General features: G+C 59.0%; 19 protein-coding genes. 9 read left to right on the top strand and 10 right to left on the bottom strand.

Annotated features, from left to right (window positions below):
- Positions 1–95: 95 nt before the first annotated feature.
- Together QZ564_RS02660 and QZ564_RS02665 are read left to right on the top strand one after the other, a co-directional pair.
- Positions 96–2,000: an AAA family ATPase gene (locus QZ564_RS02660; protein ID WP_297104157.1), complete on the top strand. Its 1,905-nt coding sequence runs from the start codon at positions 96–98 to the stop codon at positions 1,998–2,000.
- Positions 2,001–2,452: 452 nt separating this feature from the next.
- Positions 2,453–2,680: a DNA-binding protein gene (locus QZ564_RS02665; protein WP_297104159.1), complete on the top strand. Its 228-nt coding sequence runs from the start codon at positions 2,453–2,455 to the stop codon at positions 2,678–2,680.
- 343 nt (positions 2,681–3,023) lie between these two features.
- Here QZ564_RS02665 and QZ564_RS02670 read toward each other — a convergent pair whose 3' ends face one another.
- Positions 3,024–3,467 (bottom strand): DUF305 domain-containing protein, encoded by a 444-nt coding sequence (locus QZ564_RS02670; RefSeq protein ID WP_297104161.1) that lies wholly within the window; start codon positions 3,465–3,467, stop codon positions 3,024–3,026.
- Between the two features lie 139 nt (positions 3,468–3,606).
- On the opposite strand from QZ564_RS02670, the gene QZ564_RS02675 reads away from it, so the two are divergent.
- The 6 genes from QZ564_RS02675 (at position 3,607) to QZ564_RS02700 (ending at position 7,788) form a co-directional block, all read left to right on the top strand.
- Positions 3,607–4,767, top strand: a complete 1,161-nt coding sequence (locus QZ564_RS02675; RefSeq protein ID WP_297104163.1) for a hypothetical protein — start codon at positions 3,607–3,609, stop codon at positions 4,765–4,767.
- A gap of 54 nt (positions 4,768–4,821) precedes the next feature.
- Positions 4,822–5,238 carry an Rrf2 family transcriptional regulator gene (locus QZ564_RS02680; RefSeq protein ID WP_297104165.1) on the top strand — a complete coding sequence of 139 codons (417 nt, stop codon included), beginning with the start codon at positions 4,822–4,824 and terminating at the stop codon, positions 5,236–5,238.
- Positions 5,239–5,979: 741 nt separating this feature from the next.
- Positions 5,980–6,591, top strand: coding sequence for a response regulator (locus QZ564_RS02685; protein WP_297104167.1), 612 nt, complete (start codon positions 5,980–5,982; stop codon positions 6,589–6,591).
- 187 nt (positions 6,592–6,778) lie between these two features.
- The gene (locus tag QZ564_RS02690) at positions 6,779–6,997 is read left to right on the top strand and encodes a hypothetical protein (protein WP_297104168.1); all 219 of its coding nucleotides are present in this window, start codon (positions 6,779–6,781) and stop codon (positions 6,995–6,997) included.
- A 64-nt stretch (positions 6,998–7,061) separates the two neighbouring features.
- On the top strand, positions 7,062–7,301 hold the full coding sequence (locus QZ564_RS02695) for a hypothetical protein (RefSeq protein ID WP_297104170.1): 240 nt from the start codon (positions 7,062–7,064) through the stop codon (positions 7,299–7,301).
- Positions 7,302–7,350: 49 nt separating this feature from the next.
- Positions 7,351–7,788, top strand: a complete 438-nt coding sequence (locus tag QZ564_RS02700; RefSeq protein WP_297104172.1) for a hypothetical protein — start codon at positions 7,351–7,353, stop codon at positions 7,786–7,788.
- Between the two features lie 868 nt (positions 7,789–8,656).
- Here QZ564_RS02700 and QZ564_RS02705 read toward each other — a convergent pair.
- The 6 genes from QZ564_RS02705 to QZ564_RS02730 form a co-directional block, all read right to left on the bottom strand.
- Complete coding sequence (locus QZ564_RS02705; protein ID WP_297104174.1) at positions 8,657–9,505, bottom strand: hypothetical protein; 849 nt, start codon at positions 9,503–9,505, stop codon at positions 8,657–8,659.
- Positions 9,463–10,719: a glycosyltransferase family 4 protein gene (locus QZ564_RS02710; protein WP_297104176.1), complete on the bottom strand. Its 1,257-nt coding sequence runs from the start codon at positions 10,717–10,719 to the stop codon at positions 9,463–9,465. The genes QZ564_RS02705 and QZ564_RS02710 overlap by 43 nt, the downstream gene beginning before the upstream one ends.
- Positions 10,716–13,118, bottom strand: coding sequence for an NACHT domain-containing protein (locus QZ564_RS02715; protein ID WP_297104179.1), 2,403 nt, complete (start codon positions 13,116–13,118; stop codon positions 10,716–10,718). Before QZ564_RS02715 ends, QZ564_RS02710 begins: the two co-directional genes overlap by 4 nt.
- Positions 13,119–13,479: 361 nt before the next feature.
- Entirely contained in the window at positions 13,480–14,481 is a 1,002-nt protein-coding gene (locus tag QZ564_RS02720; RefSeq protein WP_297104182.1) for a histidine kinase dimerization/phospho-acceptor domain-containing protein, read from the bottom strand.
- Positions 14,478–15,173, bottom strand: a complete 696-nt coding sequence (locus QZ564_RS02725) for a response regulator transcription factor (RefSeq protein ID WP_297104185.1) — start codon at positions 15,171–15,173, stop codon at positions 14,478–14,480. The genes QZ564_RS02720 and QZ564_RS02725 overlap by 4 nt, the downstream gene beginning before the upstream one ends.
- A 7-nt stretch (positions 15,174–15,180) precedes the next feature.
- Entirely contained in the window at positions 15,181–16,704 is a 1,524-nt protein-coding gene (locus tag QZ564_RS02730; protein ID WP_297104188.1) for a DUF4173 domain-containing protein, read from the bottom strand.
- A gap of 379 nt (positions 16,705–17,083) precedes the next feature.
- Here QZ564_RS02730 and QZ564_RS02735 point away from each other — a divergent pair, with 379 nt between their 5' ends.
- Entirely contained in the window at positions 17,084–18,073 is a 990-nt protein-coding gene (locus QZ564_RS02735; RefSeq protein WP_297104191.1) for a serine hydrolase, read from the top strand.
- Between the two features lie 350 nt (positions 18,074–18,423).
- Here QZ564_RS02735 and QZ564_RS02740 read toward each other — a convergent pair whose 3' ends face one another.
- The 3 genes from QZ564_RS02740 to QZ564_RS02750 are packed head-to-tail and all read right to left on the bottom strand — an operon-like array spanning position 18,424 to position 21,814.
- The gene (locus QZ564_RS02740; protein WP_297104194.1) at positions 18,424–18,741 is read right to left on the bottom strand and encodes a hypothetical protein; all 318 of its coding nucleotides are present in this window, start codon (positions 18,739–18,741) and stop codon (positions 18,424–18,426) included.
- Between the two features lie 29 nt (positions 18,742–18,770).
- Positions 18,771–20,087 carry an HlyD family type I secretion periplasmic adaptor subunit gene (locus QZ564_RS02745; RefSeq protein ID WP_297104197.1) on the bottom strand — a complete coding sequence of 439 codons (1,317 nt, stop codon included), beginning with the start codon at positions 20,085–20,087 and terminating at the stop codon, positions 18,771–18,773.
- Entirely contained in the window at positions 20,084–21,814 is a 1,731-nt protein-coding gene (locus QZ564_RS02750; protein WP_297104200.1) for a type I secretion system permease/ATPase, read from the bottom strand. Before QZ564_RS02750 ends, QZ564_RS02745 begins: the two co-directional genes overlap by 4 nt.
- Positions 21,815–21,817 lie beyond the last annotated feature (3 nt).

A 21,817-nucleotide genomic window follows, 5' to 3' on the forward strand; every position in this document is an offset into this window, starting at 1 on the left:
AGCAATCCTTGCTGCACGACGAATTCGCCCGGGTCGGCACCTTTCGGTTTTCGCCCTAATCCAGTTTCGCGAACCCGAACGGAAGCGAGCGAGAAATGGCGGAGCACGATGACGACGACGACGCGGCCGTAACGCTCGACATGCTCATTGAGGCCAAGGCGGAATTTCCTGACCCACGCCAGGCGATCGCACTCGCTTGTCTCAAAAGGACCGTGCCCACATCCGTCTTCAACAAGCTGCGTGTCGACCGGTTCAGCATCGTGCTCATCGAAGCGCCCGGAGTCGATTGGGTCAACTGGGTCGCTGCCGCCACCAAAGAGTTGCTCCCGGGCTACCCACTGCTCATTCGATCGGCTTCTCGCGCCGGCCAGAAGTCCAGTGCAGAACTTGAACGCCTGGCCGGTGTCGTCGCGAAACAGGGGGGCGTCATAGCCGTCGTCGAGAGTGGTGATCTACCTAGCGAGGCTGACAAGCTCGCCGACTACCAGTTCAAGCTGAAACTGCCCGATCGGTCCGCCTTGCGCGAGGTTGCCAGGCGCACCTTGATCGGCGACGCCTCGAGGATCAAGGTGGGTATTGATCGGTTCTATGAGCTGAACGTGTTGGGCGCCTGTTTTCCACGCGGCGGTTCAGTGAAAACGACACTGGCTCGGCTCCAGCGGCTAGTGGTATCACCCCAAAAAGCAGCCACCGACATACCGCCATTGGCTTCTGTCCAAGGTCTCGATGCAGCCAAGCAATGGGGAATCGACCTCAAGGCCGACCTGGCCGCCTATAGGTCGGGTGAGATTCCTTTTTCTGCCATCGAGTCGGGTGCCGTCCTGGCCGGCCCGCCGGGAACTGGGAAGACCATGGTGGCCCGGATCATCGCCAATGAATGCGGGCTCAATTTCGTCCAGACATCCATCGGCAGTTTGTTCGCAACCACAGATGGTCACCTTGGTGCGGTGATTAAGAAGTTTCGCTCCGTCGTCGACGAGGCGAAGATAACAGCGCCTTCCCTGCTCTTCATTGACGAACTCGATGCGCTGCCGTCCCGAGACAAGATGGATGACCAAGACAGGTCCTGGTGGACAACTGTGATTACCGACTTCCTGGTTCAACTGGACTCGTCGCTGAATGACCGGACTGGCGTCATCGTACTGGGAGCCACCAATCGGTATAGTGATCTGGATCCCGCGCTTGTAAGGCCCGGCCGACTGTCACGGCTGCTGCAGATCGCGCCGCCCACCACCGAAGCTCTCGAAGCGATCCTGCGGCACCATCTCGGCTCCGACCTGGCAAACGAAGATCTTCACCCTTTGGCCCTGCTGACGACTGGGGCGACCGGTGCCGCCGCTGCCGAATGGGTGGCTGGTGCTCGTCGAGCGGCGCGAAACGCCGCGCGTGCTATCTGCGTCGACGACTTATGGGCCGCTGCTATCGGGAGCGATACCCGGTCCGCCACAGAGCTATGGCGCGTCGCCGTACACGAAGCCGGCCACTGTCTGGTGGGGCACCTTTTAGGCCAAAAGCCGGTCTTCGTGACCGCCCGCGGCGTCAGGGACAGTGCAGGCCACACCCGTTTCGAAATAGGCACGCCTGCAACCCGGGAGGACTTGGAAAGGGCTGCGATCGTCATCCTGGGTGGTCAGGCCGCCGAGCGCGAAATTCTGGGCGGCAGTTTCACGATGGGCACGGGCGGGCCACGCGGGTCAGACCTGCATCTGGCAACCGAAGTTGTCGCTCAAGGCTATGCCAGTTTCGGATGGGGAGACGCTCTGGTTTGGCGGACCGAGCCGAAAGACGCGATCGCCCTCTTGTCCCGAGATCGCCGGTTTCTCGAGGTCGTTGAGTCAGACCTGCGACGGCACGCGGAAAGGGCTGCGCACCTAATCCAACAACACGCGGATATCTGCCGCAAGCTGGCAACTTTGCTTGTTGCGACGCTGTCCCTGTCTCAAGCCGACCTTGAGGAGTTCTTTCAAGACGTCCCGCCTTTGAAAGCTGGCAAGGACTAACAGATTTTCCACTCCGCGATACCCGTTGCGGTTGAGAACGAGGTTGGACCGGGATTCCAGTTCTCCCGGGGCGGCTCATGAGTTTATCAAGTCATTAAGCAATCAGGCGCTTCCTAGATTGTGGCCGTCGCAATCGCGAGCGGGCGGACTGCCGTTGGCGCGGCACCCGTACGGATAGGCCGAAACACAGGAGATCAACATGGAATTCAGTCTCGTTTATAGCCATACCCCGCCTCCGTATCCGGTGTCGTTATCCGGATTGGAGGGCCCTTCAACGCCGTAGTGCGCTGCGGGACGGACTGCTCGCACAACCACGCCAGCTCCCGTCCGACAGAAGGATAAGCCCAACATTTCCGGCCATGGCCACGCTGCATCTGCGTGGCCCGGCGCGGCTTTGCCCAAGTGCGGAGCTGCGGCGTGAACTCGCATCTCTTGTCCGGGAGTTAAATTGTATGGATACCGACTACGAACTCAATGGCGACGTGATTTGGGGCGCCGAGGCCATCGGCCGATTTCTGGGGATGACCCGTCGGCAAGTCTACCACGCCTGCGATCAGGAACACCTGCCCATCTTCAGGGTCGGGTCGACCCTGGCATGCCGCAAATCGACAATGATGACTTTCATCACCAAGCGCGAAGAAAACAACGCCTCATACAGGCGTGGACTTCCTCGTATCTGAACGGAAAGCCATGCGGCCGAGCGTTGATCGCCCGACCGCACAAATCCTTTTGAGTGCGCAAGTAATCCTTGACGATGCCTGTGGCGGCGGGAGTAATCCTTGGAGCCCACCCATGGGGTGATCTCCACGTGGGGCGGTTAGGCCGCTTCGCAACGCCAATTGTCGGAGCGGCCGCTTCAGCTGGCGCGCCCGAATGACGGTGCGCTCGTGACCGAATCGGGGCCGATGGCGGTCCGTCTGGTTTCACACAAAAATCGAGAAATGCAGTCAAATCGTAGCATCTTGAAGAGTTGAAGCTTCAGGCCTCGACTTCGTGTCCCAGAGCGCGCTGTCCGCTGTACAATTATTGACGCCTTCGCGCTAGCCAGGTCTGCATCTCGGCAATCTCAACCTGTTGCGCGCTGATGATCTCTTGGGCGAACATCTGGATCCATGGGTCTGTCGCATGGGCCTGTGCGATTTTTGCCATTTCCACGGCGCCCTGGTGGTGCGGGATCATTGAACAGACAAAGGCAGTCTGAAAATCGGCAGCGGTCATGCCGCGCATCATGTCGGTGTGCATCGGCTCCATCGTCTGGATCAGGGCCGCAATCTCCGCGCTCTGGCCCTCGGCCATGATGTCAAGGTGCTCTTGCATGGAGGCGCCGCCATGATCGGAATGCACCTCACCGCAGACGGACGGCAATGCCAAGGCAGCGACTTCGCTCGCCGGCTGGTCCCGCACCAGAAGCGCACCGGCGAAAGCGACCGCCAGCAGAGCTGCCGTTCCGAGCTTCAAGACATCCATCACTAAGTCCTTCCTGCAATATCGGCCAGACGTTGCCTCAGCTCAGTGGCCTTTAGATTGATTGAAATCAAAGATGCAGTGGAAATGAATGTTTAGAAGGCTCCCATTTGCAGCACGTAGAAATCAGATGGAGCTGGACGTGGCAGACAACTATGAGCGCCGGAGCCGCACCCGCACAGGGCACGCTCTGGGCACTTCCTTCGCCGCCGTGATCGCGACCCTCGTGGCAACTGGTCCCGCCCACGCACATGTAAAGTGGTTCGCGCCCTATGTTGTGGGCGCGGCTCCAGCCCCCATTACCGACACCCTCACAAATGGTTGGTTCTGGGCGGGGATCGCGCTGGTCCTGGTGTTTTTCGCAGCCACCGTTCTGGTGGAACGCAGCCCTTCGGCGACCCCGGTCAACGGCATGCTTGACCGTCTAGCCCTGCCGCTTTGGCGGCGCGGCGACGATTTCATGCGGGCGGTCATCGGCGCCTTCTTCGTGGCCATCTTCGCAGTGGGCGGTGTCTATCTCACGCCTGATCTTCAGACCCCGAACGAATGGGTGTCGTGGCTGCAGCTCCTGATCGCGCTGCTCGTGTTTTCGCGGCGCACCATGCCCCTGGCTGCGGCCGGCATTATCGGACTGTGGGTGATTGCGCTGCGGGACTATGACTTCTTCCATCTGCTTGACTATCTGGCCCTTGGCGTCGGTATTGCGGGTTATCTTGCGCTTGCGGCAGACCCGGAGAGCAAATGGTATCAGCATCGTTTCACCGTACTGCGCTGGGGTGTTGCCATCGCGCTGATGTGGTCGAGCCTTGAAAAGTTTGCTTATGCCGAATGGTTCTATCCGCTCGTTGAAGAGCGGCCTTTCCTGACCTTCGGCATGCCACGCGACATGTTCATCCCGATGGCTGGCGTTGCCGAGTTCACCATGGGATTTGGCCTGCTGTGGACCCCGCTCATTCGCCGACTGTCGGCAGTCGCCCTAATCGTCATCTTCACCGCTGCGGTGTACCCCTTCGGTCGCATAGACCTAGTGGGCCACGCCCTGATCATGGGGACGCTGTTTCTGATTGCGGCCGATCCGACGCCATCGGGACTCAAACTGCCAAAACTGGCCCCGGCTATCGGTAGCGTTCCTGCAGGTTTGCTTGCTGCAATGGTGCTCATCGCCGGCGCTTACTGGGGGTTGCACGGCACCTTTTACGATTATCAAGTCCAGGGTCCGACGGTGGCCGCTGAAGGGCAGTTGCTAACCCATCGGCCCAACGCCGAGCATCCGCACGCAGGAAGCGCAACCACTACCCAATAGTGCTTACCGGCGGCAGCCTCCCATACGGAGGCTGCCTTGCAATCAGGAGCAAGCATGCGTCTCACCCAGTTCTCCGACTACGCCTGGCGCCTCCTGATGCATGTGGCTGATCAAGACGGTCAGCGCACGACTATTGCCGATGCCGCCAAGGCAAACAACATCTCACGCAACCACCTGATGAAAGTTGCCCAGCGCCTTGCTCAGGAAGGGTTTCTCAAACCATCTAGAGGACGTAACGGCGGTCTGATGCTGGGCAAGCCGCCCGAGGCTATCACCCTGGGCGATGTGTTGCGGGTCACGGAACCCGACTTTGCCCTCGTCGGCTGCATGGCCGGAGAGCGGTGCCTATTCACCGCACGCTGCGATGTGCCATCTGCATTGGACAGAGCATTGCAAGCCTTCCTTGAAGTTGCAGACCGTCAGACCCTGTCCGACGCACTTCCCGAGAACATGGTGGTCAATAAGAGCTGACCACAGCGTGTCCAGCCGACAGCGCGCATCCTCCCGCACGAAGTCGGAGCGAGCTGCTAAGACCCTATCGTCGTAATTCCTGCGACCCTACAAAATTACAACCAAAAGCAAACAGAACCTCAGCAGCCAGAGCTGCTGAGGACCGAGGGAGAACATGACTTGGGCCCCAGCGCGACAGGTCACTGGGGCGGCGTGCCATCAGTGGGGGACTATCTGCACGCAAGGCCGGAACGCGTCCGGGAGAATAAGGTTCCACCAGGAGTGGCGCAGCAAGACGGGCACCATCTGGCATCGGAAGGCTGGGCGCAGCGATGATCTAGGAGGCTGGAGCTAACGGGGACCCCGGCCCAATTCCACTAGAAGATAGGGTTAGCAGCGCGTACTCGGTACATGTCGCGCCCACTCAAAAGTCTGTCACGACAGAATAAACGAAGTCTTACGCGGCTTCGGCGATCCCGCTAAGGCTGATATCGGTGACGGTGGACATGCAGACGCTAGTCCACCCGTCGTCACCTCGTTAACACCGGATGAGGCGCTCGCCCTTGTGCAGACAAAACAAGTTGTGCCCCTTTCCGAGCTGGCCGAGATCGTTCTTCAGCGATCCGGCGCAGAGATGGTGGATGCGGAGCTTCTCAGAATTGGTAGGATGCTTGTCTATTCAATCAGAGTGATCGATCAGGCCGAACGACTGTCCATCCAATACTACTATGCTCGCTCCGGGCGCTTTATCGGGAGCCAGTGATGCGCGTCCTTTTGTGCGAAGACGACGACCAAATCGCCGAGACGTTGGTGATCGCATTGAGCAAATCGGGTTTTGGGGTCGAGCGCGAGAGGGAAGGCGAAAGCGCTCTTTTTCGGGGCGAGACGGAGGACTTCGACGCCGTCGTGCTTGATCTGGGACTTCCGCAAATGGACGGCCTCACAGTCCTTAAACGCTGGCGCCGGGCCAAGCGTTTAATGCCGGTCCTCATCCTCACTGCCCGCGGCCAATGGGAAGAGCGCGTGGAAGGAATTGAAGCCGGCGCGGACGATTATGTGGTCAAACCCTTCCATATCATGGAAATTGTTGCACGGCTGCGCGCTTTAATCAGGCGGAGCGGTGGTCTGGCCTCTTCGAGAGAAACGTTTGGACCTTACGAGCTTGACACTGGCACCATGCAGGTAACGAAAGACGGGCTGCCACTGGACCTCAGCCCGCAAGAGTTCAAGCTAGTTTCGTATCTTTCAGGGCGCGGGGGCATTGGCCGAGCTTGGCTAGCAACACCATCGCTTCAGGCAATCCTACGTCACCGACCAGCTCGGCCAGCCGGTCGGCTCGGTACTGGCCTTTCCGGCCGCAGGGCTCGCACTTAAAGCGAAGGGGCGTTGCGCCCATCTGCTTGAGGGAATCGGCGGGCATGTCTAGCAGTCACAAACAATGTTCCCTTTATGTTCATGTGCGGGTGGTGTTTGAGTCAAGGCGACAAACACGTCCACATGTCAAAGTTGAAGGGTGTCATGCCCAAAGGCTGGTAGCTTTCGCCGTCGTGGAGCATTCGATTTGCCAGAGTTTCGCGTTATTGACTTGCGCACAGCAGTTATCGAGCCGGAGGCTGCCGTTGAGGCCAAATCCCCGGAGGAAGCGGCCGAGAAAGCTCTGGGCATAAAGGCCCTCCGCTCTGGTGTACCAAAACATCTGGTGTGCCGCGTCTACTGGGTGACGAACGGCACGACGAACATGGTCCGTCTCTACAGCCAATCCAACCATCTGCAGAGTTGATCGGAGAACACGGCAACTAACAGCCGCTCTTGCCCCTTCAGGCTGAGAATGTTGGAGAGGCAACGTGCCAAAGTACTATTTCAACGTGCGCCAGGTGAACGGCACGACCACCAATGAGACCTATAGCGCTGAGTTCGTGGACGATGAAGCCGCGAGACAAGAAGCGGGCATTGCAATATCTGAAATGGGCCGGGATATGGCCTCGCTGGTTGGCACCATGGAGTTCGAAGTGGTTGTCACCACCTTGGATGGCCGAGAAATCGCACGGCGATGGGCCCGCTTCGTTGCAGACGACTATCCATAACAGTCGCTGCTGACCTGTAATGGGGAGAAATCCCAATGCTTAACGAATTGTGAACAAATCTCTTGTCCGTCAGCCTTTTGCGGTGCTTATCTGCCCGCATTACTTTGGGGGACAATCCATGTTGAATAAATCTGTCATCGCGCTTGGCGCGGTCTCAATACTCGCTGCGTGTGCCACGCCGCCCAAGGACATAGCGGCTGCATATGTTTCCACCACGCTCTATGAAAACCTGTCTTGCCAGCAACTGCGCAATGAGGCCGAAGGTGTCTCGGCTCGGGCAGCGGCCGCCTATGGCAAGCAAGAGTCAAATCGTGGCCAGGACGCGGCCATGACGACTGTGGGTGTGGTGCTGTTCTGGCCAGCACTCTTCTTCATGAAAGGCGACGGCGCCGACGCAGCGGAAGTCGCTCGGTTGAAGGGGGAAATGCAGGCTATCGAACAGGTCAACCGTGTCAAAAACTGCGGTATCGTGTTCGCAGCAAGGTAATTGCACATCAGGCGGGGCGGTCAGACTTGGGCGCCCCACGTCGCACAAAGGTCTGCAAACTGGCAATTCCCGCCCGTCCAAGGAACAGAATAACGATGATGAAATCATTGGTAGCCACAGTCTGCCTTACTCTAGCTTGCACCGCTCCAGCACTTGGTCAAAAAAGCCCGCACAATGAGGGCGATTATGTGTGTCGAAACAAGGGGGCCATTACCGGGACCTTTGCAATCACGGGTCCATCAATCTATGTCGATAGCAGCGGCAAGCAGCGTACTTTCCAATACGACCCCGGGTTGAACGTGCTGAATTTTGAAAACGGGAAACAGTACTTTGTCGGAAAGCCGGACCTGCTCATCCTTATAGAGAACGGACGGTTCACCAAGCACGGTTGCGCGCGGCAGATAAGATGAAGTTGCACATCAAATCCAGAGACCCGATGCAATGTCTGCTAGCATGTCGGACTCTGATAGGGTGGGCTGGTGGAGAGCAAATCGCCGGAGGCCTGCAACTCGGTGTCGAGCGATTGAAGCGCCACGCTACGGCGAGTAAAGGCTGCAGAATGCGGACCGTCTGCTCTCAGGCGAACCGAATGACGGCCTGAATGACCGATTTGGGGCGCAAAGCAGGCAGTGGTACAGAATAGCCGACACTCCGCTACCCACACCAATCGCGCCCTTCGGTGAACAAACGACGACGACCGCCTTGGAAGGCCAACTAGGTCGTCGATGACGCGGTTTTCTGCCGACGAATGCGTTTGCACTGTTGCCGCCGCAACGACCACAGTTCGATTTGGCGGTTGGTCTACCGGCGAAATATGGGACTAGCCCAGCTTGATCGACGTGGACACTAAACAATGTCGAAGTCGTCGCTAAGAAACAAACTGCGACAGTCTCGAGCTAAGGAAGGCCGTCATGGTTTCGAAGCTAATCTCGTGACCTTCGTCTACCTCGACAATCTCGACACCAGGCTGACCGAACAATATGGCTAGTTCCCGATTGATCGCTTGGGTTGACAGCGTGTCGAAGTGCCCGTGCAACAACCCTAGTGGCAATCCCTCGTCCGCGAGGACTGGCAGCGCCCTTGCGTAGTCGACAATGTTGTCGAATTGGGCTTGTTGCACCGAAACCGGGAACGGAAGCGTGTCGCTGGTGACTACGACTTCGCCGTCACGCTGAAACTCCGCAAGGAGCCCATTTCGTGAAATCTGCGAAAGTACAAAATCACGAAGGGCTATCGGAGGAACCGCCGACACCCCGTAAAAGCCAACGACTTCCGTTCCCGTTTCCTTAAGTTGCTTGGCAACGAACGGCATGATGCCTGCTCCGATCGATGATCCGACCAAGACCACGCTGCGGGCCTCAGACCACCCTGCGACAGCCACCGTGTCATCTATGAGACCGGCTATCGTAACGTCATGGAACTCACCAGACGAGCGTGTGGAAGGCGAAAACCCGTGCGCCCGGTAGTTGAACCGCACAAAGCTCATACCGTACTGTTGGCATAGGTCGGACAGGGCTTGCGCTCTTGATCCCTCGACTGCCAGCTGGTCGGAAAGCAAGCCGCCCAGGCAGAGCACCGTCGGCGACGAACCTGACCGTTGTTCGATCGATGCCTTCAAGGGGAACCCAGCGCCCGCAATCTCCTCGATCTGAAATTGGTTGCCCACCGCCTCAGTCACCGAAGCCCTCTCATCAATTTGTCGCAGCTCGCCGGCCAATCGTAGTCTCTCACGCGCTCTCTCAAGCTCTCAATGATGTCCACCACTTCGCTGTAGTTCTCGTATACGAGGGCCAATTTTTCGGTGAGCTTATCGACCTCGTCTGCCGGCCTTTCATAGTCCACTACCAGATACTGTTTCCAGCGCTCTCGCTCTTCTGGCGTCGTATCGAGTCCATCGAGTAGCCATTGGGCGAACCCGCTCTTTCCCGAAGCAATAATCGGTCTGTTCGCCTCGATCGCTTCCAGAGCAACAAGGCCAAAGCCCTCTTCGCGGGACGGCATGAGCACGACGCTGCTGGACCTGATGTAGCCCCATAGTTGCTCGCGGTCGACCATGTAGGGCCTGGCATCCACATGGTCGCCGATCTCCCCGGAAAGCCAGAACTCCGCGACTTCATCGGGGCTGCCACCGATGAAGCGAATTCTCCCAACAGACTTCTCTCCAAGGAGTCGCCTTGCCGCGGCCAAGGCAATATCCTGCCCCTTCAGCTCGCTGTCCTCCATGCGGCCGAACAACAGGATCTCAAAGTCCTGTGGGCGGGTGGGCACCTCCTGACAGGCCTCCGCGCGGAGGGCGATACCTGGGTAAAACTGAACAATCTTCGGTCGCTCGTGCGGCAATAGCTGCCTTGAGATCGCGCGCGCGTGTTCCGCCAAACGCGGGCCAACCGGAACAACGACATCGGTACTCTTGAACAGCAACCGATGTAAGTGATCGCGGTCCTCGCGCTGTCTGTATCGACTACCGCCAGGCTCATGCTTGTATAGCTCAATAATGGGATCCGTATGGATGAAGAGAACCTTCTGGGCCGGCTGGTCGACCAGGTCGACGAGCCAGGGCGAAGTGCGTCCGGTGAATCTGTCGTGACCCAGGACGAAGTCGGCCGCGTGCTCCCGTATCCTGTTGAGATCCGCCGGACTGGGTCGCTCTGATATTTCGACGACCTCTAGGCCCTCTGCTTTGAACAAGGTGGTCCCGCTGACGCCAGGCATCAAATCCTTGGGTACCACGACGAGCACCTCATGCCCGAGGGCGGCTAGCCCCTGACAAAGGTTGACGTTGAAGGTGCTAACCCCCCCCTTGCTGATCCCCCATTCAGTAGCCACAACCAGAATTCGATAGACTCGGATGGCTTCGGAAGTTGCAGCCAGATCACGAGAACGGCCGAATTCAACGTCCAGCTTTTCCAGGTAGCGCTTCCAGGCAGTCACGGCACCGCACCAATCTCGAACGCCTGCAGTTTCGGCATGTCGTGCCAAAGGGACCGCCCGAGCGGGTAGTGAGTGGTCAGGGCAACCAGTTTGTCCAACTCATCCTGAACTTCAATAACAGCGGGCCGATCCCATTCCGCGGTGAGCGTTTTATGGCTGTTCAAAATGCGCAGGATGTCGGCCTGACAATCGGCTGCGTACAAAATCACACCCCGGCGCTCATAAATCGCCACCTGCTTGCGGAGCAGCTCTATTGCTGCATCCGGCTTGCCGGTCATCGCCATGCTGCGTGCTCCGACACGAACATGTATGACACCCATGTCGAAGGGAATCTTGAATTCGCCAGTGCGTTCCAACTGCTCCAATTCGCCCAACAGAATTCGGGACCGGTCAAAAGCACGCTGCGCGGCTGCCGATTGGGTCGACGCGGTTGCCAGCGCGTGTTCCTGCTGCACCCATGCTTCGGTAATGTCGGCCATCACCTCCCATTGATCTGCATTCGCGTCGTCGACGCCCTGAGCCCGCAGGCGAGACACATCCCGGCGGCAGTTCTGAACCGCGGTCAGGGCTCTCTCCGTGCCACCGCTCTCCACCAAAAACCAACATTGCAGGAAGGCATTCAGGCCGATCAGATTTTCCGGTTTGGTCGGATCCTGGGCGTACATCTCAGACTGCAGTTGCTCCGCGTTCAAAAACTTCTCGTCCGCCTCCACTTGGTTACCCATGCGATGGTGATAGGCGCCCGCATAAACGTTGGCTCGAACTGATGGATAGATCCCGCGTTTCGGCTTGCACGCGGCGGCCAATTCGTCGGTGCGCTCTACCCAGTAAAGCGCTCCGCTCATTTTATCGGGGGGCAAATCGACGTTCCCGCGCATCAGATTGGTCAGGACCAACTGGCCCGTGGCGTTCACATCGTTGCTCCGGGCCCTTTCGATGTCAGCCAGGTGCTTGGTCTGCTCCTCGGCTATGTCCATTTCTCCCAGGCCGCGGGCCACCATCGACAATCGATATCGCGCGCTGTTGACCAGATCGTCCACCGCAGCCTTTTGCTTCAGCAGAGCCTCCAGTGTTTTGAGCACGGCCTCCAAGGCGAGAAACTCGTGGCGATATGCAAAGTCCTGCCGCACGGAGCGCCAGGCTTCCTTTTCGCCCATCTGGTCTATCCGGTCCCCGGAAATTTTCTCGATGTAGACTTTCAGCAGTCCGTGCATCGGATCGCTGGACTTCAGCCAGTGCGTGAGCGACCGATAAAGGAAGGAGAGGCGGAGAGCGCCCAGTTCGCCTGCTGGTGCCGCGGCCCGTTCCTCATACAGCGCCCCGAACTTCCCATGCAGCTCCCTAAACCGCTGAGGATTGTCCTCCTCAAGGACGTTGCGAATGGCATCGCGAACTTTGGGATGAAGATCCCAGAGCTCCGGTTGGGGATCGAGCGAGAGGTGAAGGCCAGCAAAGGCATCGAGATCGGCGTCTCCGTCGGTGCCATCGGCAATAATGCGTCCGATATCCGCTGTCGGGAGAGGTGCATCGCTGATCGCCACGACTTCCAGGACTTTTTGAACCCCAACGGCCATTCCCTGCCGCAAAATGCGGAACAGATCGACGATCGGATCGTGTTCGGGGTCCGTCGTAGACCGCATGGTCTTGATGATGGCTTCCCGGTGGGTATCCAGGCGCCCCGCTTTGGCCAGGTCCGCGAACACGGAGACCACCAGGGGTGTGGTTCTGCTCGGAAAGAAGTTGTTGCTGAGCGTCGAAACGCCCTCCTTATCCAGCGCGAGGTCCGCCTCAAGGAATTCTTCCACACTCCGCCGATCAAACCCTTCAATCTTAATCAGCTTCTGCCGGGCGGGTCGGTAGAGGTGAAGGTCCTTGCGACTGGTGATGAGGATTTTGCAAGCTGGCAATTGCGACAACTTACTGATGAGTTCGTCCATAGGCAGCGCACTGCCTTCTATGTATCCGGCCTTGTCCTGCTGGGTCTCGAGACCGTCGAGGACGAGGAGCATGCCTCCTTCCGCTCCGGCCTTGAGGATACGCTCAAGTCGAACTGCCGAGGAGTGAACCATGGCATCCTTGCCAAGGAGGGACACCAATATGTCCCTAAGCGCATCGTCCACGACCGAATTCTCGGATGCCGTCTGCCCGTAGAACGAATGGATCGCTAGCCAGCTATGCCCAACCGCCCGTTCGACACCGTTGCGCACCGCCTCCGATTCTTGAAGCCATCGACGAACAACGGTTGTCTTGCCGAACCCGCCGTCGCCGTTGACCACCGCTATCGGGATGTCGGACTTCATCCAACTGTCCAGGTCGAGGTGGGCTTTGTCGTTGCGAATATAGATTTGATTTCGCGAAGACGGCAGGTCGCCGGTCTTGATGGTGTTATCTCGTTCCATACAGAGTACTCCCGACAACGTAGCGCACCCGCCCACTTCTTTTACAAAGCAAGGCCGGCTAATGTTAGCCCTGACGACGAAAGTTGGAAGACAATTGGTTGTCTACCCTCTGTTTTAAAGACACTCCGAAAAACTTCCGATACAGTACCCGCGGGTAGCCGTCCCTCAACTCTTGACATTGTAGGGATAATAGAGGTCTACCGCCCATCGTTTGTCCAACGTCGGCTTGGTGGACGAAACCGGAAAGCCTCGCAAGCTTTCTGCCCCAAACGCGCAGTTCCGTGCGATGGCCGCTTTCGGGGATCTCGATGGCCCTGTCAAATGACCGGATTGGGGCGCATTGCCGCCAAGAAATCTCAGTTCACAGTGTGGGACTAGTAGTGTCTATTTCAAAGCTTGCCCCTTGATCGCACGGAGCCAAAGAAATCCGAGCCTGATGCACCTCAAGCATCGCACGGACAATTTCCAGGCCCATCCCCGTACCGCCATTAGCGCGTCGTGTCGTGAAGAAGGGTTGAAATATGCGATCGCGGTTTCCTGGCGAAATGCCGCCGCCATCGTCCGCTATTCTGACTATGGCCCGGCCTTCCTGCCGACTGGCAGTCAGAGTCAGGTGTTTCGCGCCGTTCTCCGCAGAGTTTTCAACCAGGTGGCCGAGCACGATTCCCAGCGCCTCGGTTGGCAAGCCGAGAACCACCTCCTCCCCAGATGCGGCCACCACCAGTTCTGAAAACCGAGATCGCAAATCCGGCAGCACGGCTCCGAGCGTAGTCGCGCCCCGCGCGAGCGGTACTTCAGCCTTGGCCAGCTCGCGCATTCGCGCCACAAGCCGCGTCAGTCGCTCGGCGTCCGAAATGATGTTCTCCAGAAAACGCTGCCGCTCCTGATCCGTCATGTTTGCTGCCTCATCGCGCAGCAGTTCGGCAGACCCGCGGATGGCGGTCAATGGCGACTTCAGTTCATGCGACACATGGGCGGCAAAGGACCGCATATGTTCTGTTCGATCCATCAGCCGCGACGCGAGGTCGAGAAAGGCCTGCGACAACGTTGCAAGTTCCGCTGAGCCATAAGTATCGGGAGGAACGATGGCGTCGCGGCCACCATGGCTAATGTCTCGGGTCCGAGAGATCAATGCCGAAATCGGGTGTGTCACCGCCCGCGTCAGCACATAGGCAATGATCAAGGTGACGATAAGTGAAGCGACCAGCACACCGATCTCGAGCGTTGACAGGCCGCGCCCACCCCAGGCGCGAACCAGGATGATGAGGCCAGATGGCAAGCCCAATACGGTCAACAGCACTGAGTAGACGACCAGAGCCAGAGACGGTCGCCATTTGCTGGGCACGCGCGGCGCCCTGGTCACGATATGGGCTCCAGCGTTCCAAGCTTGAACCCAACGCCATGGACGGTGGCGACGACCGAGGCACAGCCGATGGCGAGGAATTTAGCGCGCAGATTGCGCACATGGCTGTCGATCGTGCGGTCGGACACATGGATGCCACTCCCATAGGCGGAGACCATCAGTTGCTCGCGCGTGAACACCACTTCTGGCCGGCCCAGAAGGCTTGCGAGTACTGAAAATTCCATTGCAGTCAGAGCAACAGGCGTCTCCGCCCAACTGACGCTGTGAGCGGCGCGATCAAGCCGCAAGGCTCCCCGAGCTAAGCTTTGCTTTTGCAAAGTTCTAATACCAGCCGTTCGCTTCAGAATCGTCTTGACTCTCGCCACCAGCTCCCGCGGACTAAATGGCTTACTCACATAGTCGTCGCCGCCTAATTCGAGGCCTATGATGCGATCGACTTCTTCGTCGCGAGCGGACAGAAACAGAATCGGCACATCCGAGCTTTTGCGAATCTGTCTGCAGACATCGAGTCCATCGACTTCGGGCATGCCGATATCGAGCACGATGAGATCTGGCGTCACTCGTCGCCACGCCGCCAGTGCATCTGCGCCATCCCGCGCCGTAACGACGACCATGCCGGCCCGTTCGAGGGCGAAGGTGATCACATCGCGGATGTGCGGATCATCGTCAGCGACCAGAATTTTGTTGCTCATCAAACCGCTACCTCGGCATCAAACCATTGTTTTGCAGCGTTGAATGCACATAGGCAACCGGATCGAGCGTGAGATACTCAGCCAATCGATGGGCACGCCACGACCAACTCCGCCACTCCGGGCTTGGGCGCCTGAAATCATGATCGAGCTTGGCCCGCAGGTGGTGCGCTTTTTCCCAGGCGGCCTGCTTGGGTCCTAGCGATGCGATGAACACATCAAGAGCGGGGATAGCCGTGGAGCCCAGCTCCTCGAGATAATCGAAATCCAGGGCAAGGCCCTGTCCGCTGACTTCCAGACTATGCTCCACATTGAAACGTGCGATGACGGCCGAAAAATCGACCAGCGCTGCCCCATAGAGCACAAAGACCAGCGCCACGACATTTAAGGCGACGAGCCAGGTATTGGATTTCCGCCACCAGATGCGCAGCGAGATGAACACAAGCCCGGCAGCCACCAGGCCCATCCATATCCCGGCGGCAAGACGCAGTTCGGTGAGCGAATAGACTTCTACGTAGAGCTTGAGCCGCAGCATGGCAGAAAGGCACAGCAGCACGTTCTGGGCGATGAAGGCATAGACGAGGGCCCGGATGAGTCGGCTTTTCTGGCCCGGTCCATCACTGCGCATGGCGACCAGAACGAAGGCTCCGGCCAGAAGCGCCGTGAAGACTAGGGGATAGGCACCACGATGGGCATATTCGGCATGGCTCATGCCAGTGGGAAGCTCCATGCCGCCCCACAGAAAGGCGAGATCGAGCGCGGTTTCGATGGCGAAGAGCGCATTGAAAATGGCGAGCGAGCGGATGACTGCCGCATGGCCAAACCAGGCCGCCTCGCGTGGCGCAAACAACGACGTTTCCCGTCGGATTTTCTGCCATCGCAGCAGCTTTGGCCGCAGCAGCGCCCAGATGCCGGCGGCCATGATCAGCCAGAAGACAACACGAACCGGGTTGAGCAGGTTGAGTGCGCTGTCGACCCGCAACGTGGCGAGCGCTATCTCAATGAGAGGATTTGCCGCGGCAAACAACAGAACGAACACCAGTCCAAGCCCCAGCGGCATGATCCAGGCGAACAGCCCCCTAATGCTTGCCTGCCAGGAATGTTGACGCGCGACGCGCCCGAGCGAGGCTGCATCGCGGGCGAGCGTAATCGGCGCTGGCAGCAGAAAGCGCATCACCGTGGTCGGAAGTTGCTCCAACCGGCACGGCACCAGCCTCATGACCATAAGCGCCGCCAAGGCGAGGGCGAGACCCGCCAGTGCCAGCCCAAGTAGCGACGGTGCCTCGATCAGGGGCAGGGCAAAGACGAGCGTCGTAGCTACGCCCAAAACGCCTCGACCGAACCGTTCCCGCCTCGTTGCAAACAATGTGAGTGCAATCGAGATGAGCATGGCCGCAATGAAGAGGTTGATGCCCGGCTCGACATCGAAAAGCAGGAGATCACTGGCGAAAACCAGCAGGACTGTCAGTGCGCCCGCGGCGACTGGGCCTCTGGCTTTCTCCGACATCAAACTTGTCGGGCTGGTCATTTGCATTTTGCTTGCCTCCATCGAGCACGAGAAAGGCGCAACCCGGTCGCTTCGGCCCCTTTGTGCATGGGATTGGGAGGTCGGCCACCAACCACCAGCCATCATTGGTGATGCAACTTGGCAATTGAACGGCGGGACGCGGCTGTGGGCGATCTGAGTTGCGCATGAGCACAACCTGACGATGCCGTCAGCAGTTTTTGTGCAGATGGATCAGAGAAAGTCAGGCAATAGCAGCGGCCACCAGAAAGTGGAATTCTTGAGCAGCGCCAACGCCTATTGGACACGTCCGGTCAAAATTTCTCCCGATTGAACATGCTAGCGATGTCCTTCAGTGGTGGAGCGTGAACACGTTACCTCTGACCACACGCGAACGCTCAGGTGGCATATGCGCCGACTACTCGCTCTGACGACTACCGTGATACTGGGCGGAGCCCTCGGTTTGTATGCCTTCGCGCCTCACCTGATGTCGCTGGTGCTCGAAAGCTCGCCTACGCTGACATGGCGCAACGCGGGTCAATATGTCGAGGTGCGTGGGGCCGCTCAGCCAGGATGGACAGGGAGTTCTCCTGTCTCTGGCCTGGAGCCGAATCTCGATACGCTCTTTTCTGAAAGTGGCGGCAGCGCCCTCTTGGCCGCTCGTGACGGCGAGCTGGTCCTCGAACACTATGGCTTGGGTATCGACCAGCAAACGCGGCTCAACTCGTTCTCGATCGCCAAAAGCCTCGTCGGTGCATTGGTCTTCAAGGCAATTTCTGAGGGCAAGATCAAAAGCCTCGATCAGACCCTTGGCGACTTGCTGCCCGTAGCAGTGGGATTGAGCGACATGACCCTGCGCAAAATCCTCACCATGCGCTCGGGCGTTCATTTCGATAGCAAGACGGCGAGCTTCGGGGCTCCCGGAAGTTTCAAGGACAGCGACACTTTCCCCAATCCTTTCGGCCCGCTTGCTCGCCTGCATTTCCAGGGGGTGGACGCCGTGGTGAGCGGTCTGACCATGGATCCAACACCGCCGGATACGTTCAACTACCAGAACGTCAACACCGCCTTGCTCGGCGCTGTCATCGAGCGCGCCTATGGCCGGCCACTCGAAGATCTGCTGTCAGAAAAGATCTGGATGCCCGCTGGCGCCGAAACCGCTGTCTGGCGTAAGCCCTCAGCCGAAACCAGCGTCTCGGCTTATTGCTGCATCTATGCGACCGCGCGCGATTGGCTACGCATCGGCATCTTCTTCGCCTCCAATGGAACAGGAACAACGTCCTTTCTCCCGAACAATCTCTGGCGGGAGTTTCTCGGTCTCGATGTTCCCCTGGCCGCGCGAAGAGACGACCACTACGGCAACCATACGCTTCAAAATGTGCTCGATCGAGACGGCTAGGAACTGCAGGGCCCATTCACCTACTTCATGGGCCAGAACGGGCAGATTCTCTATATCATGCCCGAGAAGAACCTCGTCGTTTATCGGGCGGGTGAGAGATACCAGCTTTTGCACTCGACCCTGTACGGTGCGTGGAACACCATTCTCAACCAACAAGCCTCCCAGTTGGACGCAGGGGTGGCACGCTCGGACTTCAGTATCCGTCCGCTATGGGGAACGCAGAACCGCGGCTGGAACGACTAAAATGGGGCGCGTTGTCGATCGGCAGCTTTTTTGCGCGGCGCTGTCGAAAGCCGACATGGCGCTGCCAGTCAGTGTCCTACGCCCTCAAGGTTTTCGACGTCGAACGACTACCGGATCTGCCTTACGCAGCCGTGCTTGCCGAGCTGGCCGTTTTCGACAAGTATCAGGAGATCGCGACTTCCGATGAAGTACTGTTTTCCGGTGTCGAAGTTAAGAACGTTTAGCCCCGGATCGTATTGGTATGTCCTGTCTCGACCGTTGCTATCCACGTATGATGAAGGTCCGGTGATCTCAAATGACCCGGTGATCTGGCCCTTGTTACGGCATATGTATGAGCCGTCGTTCAGGGGGCTTTTGGCTGCCAGGACGGGGGCGATCAGGCCGCATATTGCCAGCATTGCAGCGGTCACGAGCTTCAGTCTCATTGAGTATCTCCTCTATCCTGGTCAGTCGTTCATTCCTCGCGCAGGGCGCGTCTCATTTGCTCGGTGAAGGGGTTGATCAGGTACGAGAGTACCGTCCGGTCATCGATCTGCATGTAAGCTTCGACGGGCATGCCAGGCACGAGTTGCACGCCATCTGGCAGGCGTGACAATTCCTCGTCAGATATCGAAATACGCGCGGCGTAGTAATGCAGCCCTGTGGCGGTATCGATGGTGGCGTCCGGCGCGACGCGGGTGATCGATGCAAAGAGCTCCGGCGTGGTCCGGGGATTTAGTCCGGGCAGACGGAGCACGACTTCCTGGCCGACATAGACCTTGTCAATGTCGATCGGATCGACTCGCACATTGACCAACAAGGGCTCGTCGGTTGGAACGATCAGCATCAGCGTCTCGCCCGGAGCAACGACGCCACCGACGGTGTGCAGAATGGACTCATGGACGACCCCATGTTGGGGAGCGCGGATCTCGGTGCGCTGCAGCCGGTCACGCTCGGCGACGCGGCGCTGGCTCGCCTCGACGATGAGCCCCCGGGTTTCCTGAAGTTCAGCCAGTGCCCCCGTCAGAAACTCATCCCGGATCTGTTCGATCTGCAGCGCCCGTTCCGCCGCGTCGCTTTGAGCAATTGCCGCGACCACTTGGCCCAGTTGTCCGCGTGCTGAGGCCAGATCTTTGTTGAGCGCGGTTCCCCGACTAGAGGCGACGAGCCGTTGCTCATAGAGGGCGTCAAAGTCGGCGATCTCTGCGTCCAGGATGCCGATCTGGGTCTCGAGTGCCTGTTGCTGGATGAGCAGGCCTTCTCGCTGCTTGTTCAACTGGACGATCTGTTCATTGAGCTGCGCGATACGTCCCGACTTTGTCGCCAGGCGGACATTTAGGGCCTGCTGCTCCAAGTAAAGAAGCGACGACAGCTCGCCTGGGCTGAACATGGTCAAGGCAGCGTCAGATAGCTCGGCCCTCGCCCTTCCTTCGATCTCGGCCGCCAATCGCGCTTCACGGGCGAAGGCCTCCCGCAGCTGTGCCTCGGAAATCTCAAGGCCGGCGGCGATGGCCGTCTGATCGAGACGAACCAGCAACTGGCCGCCTTCAACGACGTCCTCGTTGCGCACGAGGAGTTCGGTGACAATGCCACCCTCAGCGTGCTGTACCTGCTTGGCATTGCTTTCCACCATCAGGGTCCCGGGCGCGATAATGGCGCCGGATATGTTGGTCAGAGCCGCCCAGCCCACCAGGCCGCCCATGAGCCCGATGACGGCGGCCAAGCCCAGCAAACCATGTCGTTTGAGGCTGGAGAGATCGGATTGACCTTGCGATAGGGCTTCGGCGCTCATATGCCCGGCACCTTGATCGGATGCACATTGCTGCCGGGCTGGGTGATCTTTTGAAGCACTTCGGCCTTGGGGCCGAAGGCCATCTGTTTTCCACCCTGGACGAACAGCACCTTGTCCACGGCTGCGATGGCACTGGGACGATGCGCAATGACAATGACAACACCGCCCCGCTCCCGGACCTGTTGAATGGCTGCTGTGAGCGCCGCTTCACCTTCGGCATCAAGATTGGAATTGGGCTCGTCCAGAAGGACCAGGAACGGATCGCCATACAAGGCGCGGGCTAGCCCAATGCGTTGCCGCTGGCCGGCACTCAGTTGATCACCCTGTTCGCCAACCGAACTGTTATACCCATCGGGGAGCGAATTGATCAGGTCATGCACACCTGCTGCCTTGGCTGCGGCGATAATGGCGTCGCTCGTTGCGTCTGGGCGGAACCGGGCAATGTTTTCCGCCACGGTGCCATCAAAGAGATCCACGCGCTGCGGCAAATAGCCGATCATCTGGCCAATCTGGTCGGGCCTGAAGTGCGCCAGCATGGCACCGTCGAACCTGACTTCGCCTGCCACGGCCGGCCACACGCCTACCAGACCCCGCGCCAGTGATGACTTGCCGGAACCCGATGGGCCCAGAATACCGAGCCCCTCACCGGCACTGAGCTCAAACGTCACGCCAGAGATAACTGGAGCCCGGACACCCTGCGGCCCAGTGGCAAATCCGCGAACGCTCAACGACTTCGAAGGCAGGGGCAGTCCCACCTCTCGCATGGGCGCGTCCTTGACCTCCAGCACCTTGCGAATGCGCGACCAGGCCTGGCGGGCGCTGACGAAGCTCCGCCACTGCCCCACAATCTGCTCCACAGGCGCCAAGGCCCTTGCAGTGACCACGGAGGCCGCGATCATCAGTCCCGGGGTCATCTGCCCCTGAATGACGAGATAGGCACCGAGGGCCAGCACAGCCGATTGCAGGAAGAAGCGCAGGCCCTTGGTGGCAGAAGAAAAGAAGGCCGCGCGATCACCGCCTCTGAGTTGCGCTTGCAGCATCCGGCTGGACTGCGAGAGCCAGCGGTCGCGCAAGGCATCCAGCATCCCCATGGCAATGACAGTCTCGGCATTGAGGCGAACATCATCGCTTTGCCGCTGGCGAAGCTGTTGCTCGGCATTGGCCTCCTGGGAGGGTCGGCGCGCGATGGCTTCGTTGATCACCATCAGCAGGGTGATGACCACGCTGCCGGCGACTGCCAGCCAGCCGAGCCAGACATGAAACAGGAATACGACCACCAGATAGACGGGGACCCAGGGCAGGTCGAGTAGCGTCATGGGTGCTGGGCTCGCCAGGAACTGGCGCAGCACATCGCCATCTCGGACCGGATCGGCAGTCTTGGGCGCATTGGCGACGAGGCGGAATTTCACGGCCGCCGCGAACAACCGGTCGGAGATCCTGCCATCAAGCACATTGGCCAATCGCGCCGACATGCGGCTGCGCAGGGCGTCCAGAAACGCATAGAAGGCAAAGAGGCCTGCAATCAGACCTGTCAGGACAACGAGAGTGGGGACCGACCGGCTGGCCAGCACCCGGTCGTAGACCTGCAGCATGAAGAGCGGCCCTGTCAGCATCAGCAGGTTCGAGACCAGACTGACGACGACCAGGGAAACGCTCGGACCAACCAGGGACAATCGCGATGCAGCGGGCCCTTGGGCCCGCTGTTCAGAGACAGTAGCGAGGCTCATGTG

This window comes from uncultured Devosia sp., assembly GCF_913055165.1.
Classification (GTDB): Bacteria; Pseudomonadota; Alphaproteobacteria; order Rhizobiales; family Devosiaceae; genus Devosia.

Excerpts from the sequence above, each read along its gene's own strand:
- QZ564_RS02660 (WP_297104157.1), top strand. The coding sequence starts at position 96 with ATGGCGGAGCACGATGACGACGACGACGCGGCCGTAACGCTCGACATG.
- QZ564_RS02665 (WP_297104159.1), top strand. The coding sequence starts at position 2,453 with ATGGATACCGACTACGAACTCAATGGCGACGTGATTTGGGGCGCCGAG.
- QZ564_RS02670 (WP_297104161.1), bottom strand. The coding sequence starts at position 3,467 with ATGGATGTCTTGAAGCTCGGAACGGCAGCTCTGCTGGCGGTCGCTTTC.
- QZ564_RS02680 (WP_297104165.1), top strand. The coding sequence starts at position 4,822 with ATGCGTCTCACCCAGTTCTCCGACTACGCCTGGCGCCTCCTGATGCAT.
- QZ564_RS02685 (WP_297104167.1), top strand. The coding sequence starts at position 5,980 with ATGCGCGTCCTTTTGTGCGAAGACGACGACCAAATCGCCGAGACGTTG.
- QZ564_RS02715 (WP_297104179.1), bottom strand. The coding sequence starts at position 13,118 with ATGGAACGAGATAACACCATCAAGACCGGCGACCTGCCGTCTTCGCGA.
- QZ564_RS02725 (WP_297104185.1), bottom strand. The coding sequence starts at position 15,173 with ATGAGCAACAAAATTCTGGTCGCTGACGATGATCCGCACATCCGCGAT.
- QZ564_RS02730 (WP_297104188.1), bottom strand. The coding sequence starts at position 16,704 with ATGCAAATGACCAGCCCGACAAGTTTGATGTCGGAGAAAGCCAGAGGC.
- QZ564_RS02735 (WP_297104191.1), top strand. The coding sequence starts at position 17,084 with ATGCGCCGACTACTCGCTCTGACGACTACCGTGATACTGGGCGGAGCC.
- QZ564_RS02740 (WP_297104194.1), bottom strand. The coding sequence starts at position 18,741 with ATGAGACTGAAGCTCGTGACCGCTGCAATGCTGGCAATATGCGGCCTG.
- QZ564_RS02745 (WP_297104197.1), bottom strand. The coding sequence starts at position 20,087 with ATGAGCGCCGAAGCCCTATCGCAAGGTCAATCCGATCTCTCCAGCCTC.
- QZ564_RS02750 (WP_297104200.1), bottom strand. The coding sequence starts at position 21,814 with ATGAGCCTCGCTACTGTCTCTGAACAGCGGGCCCAAGGGCCCGCTGCA.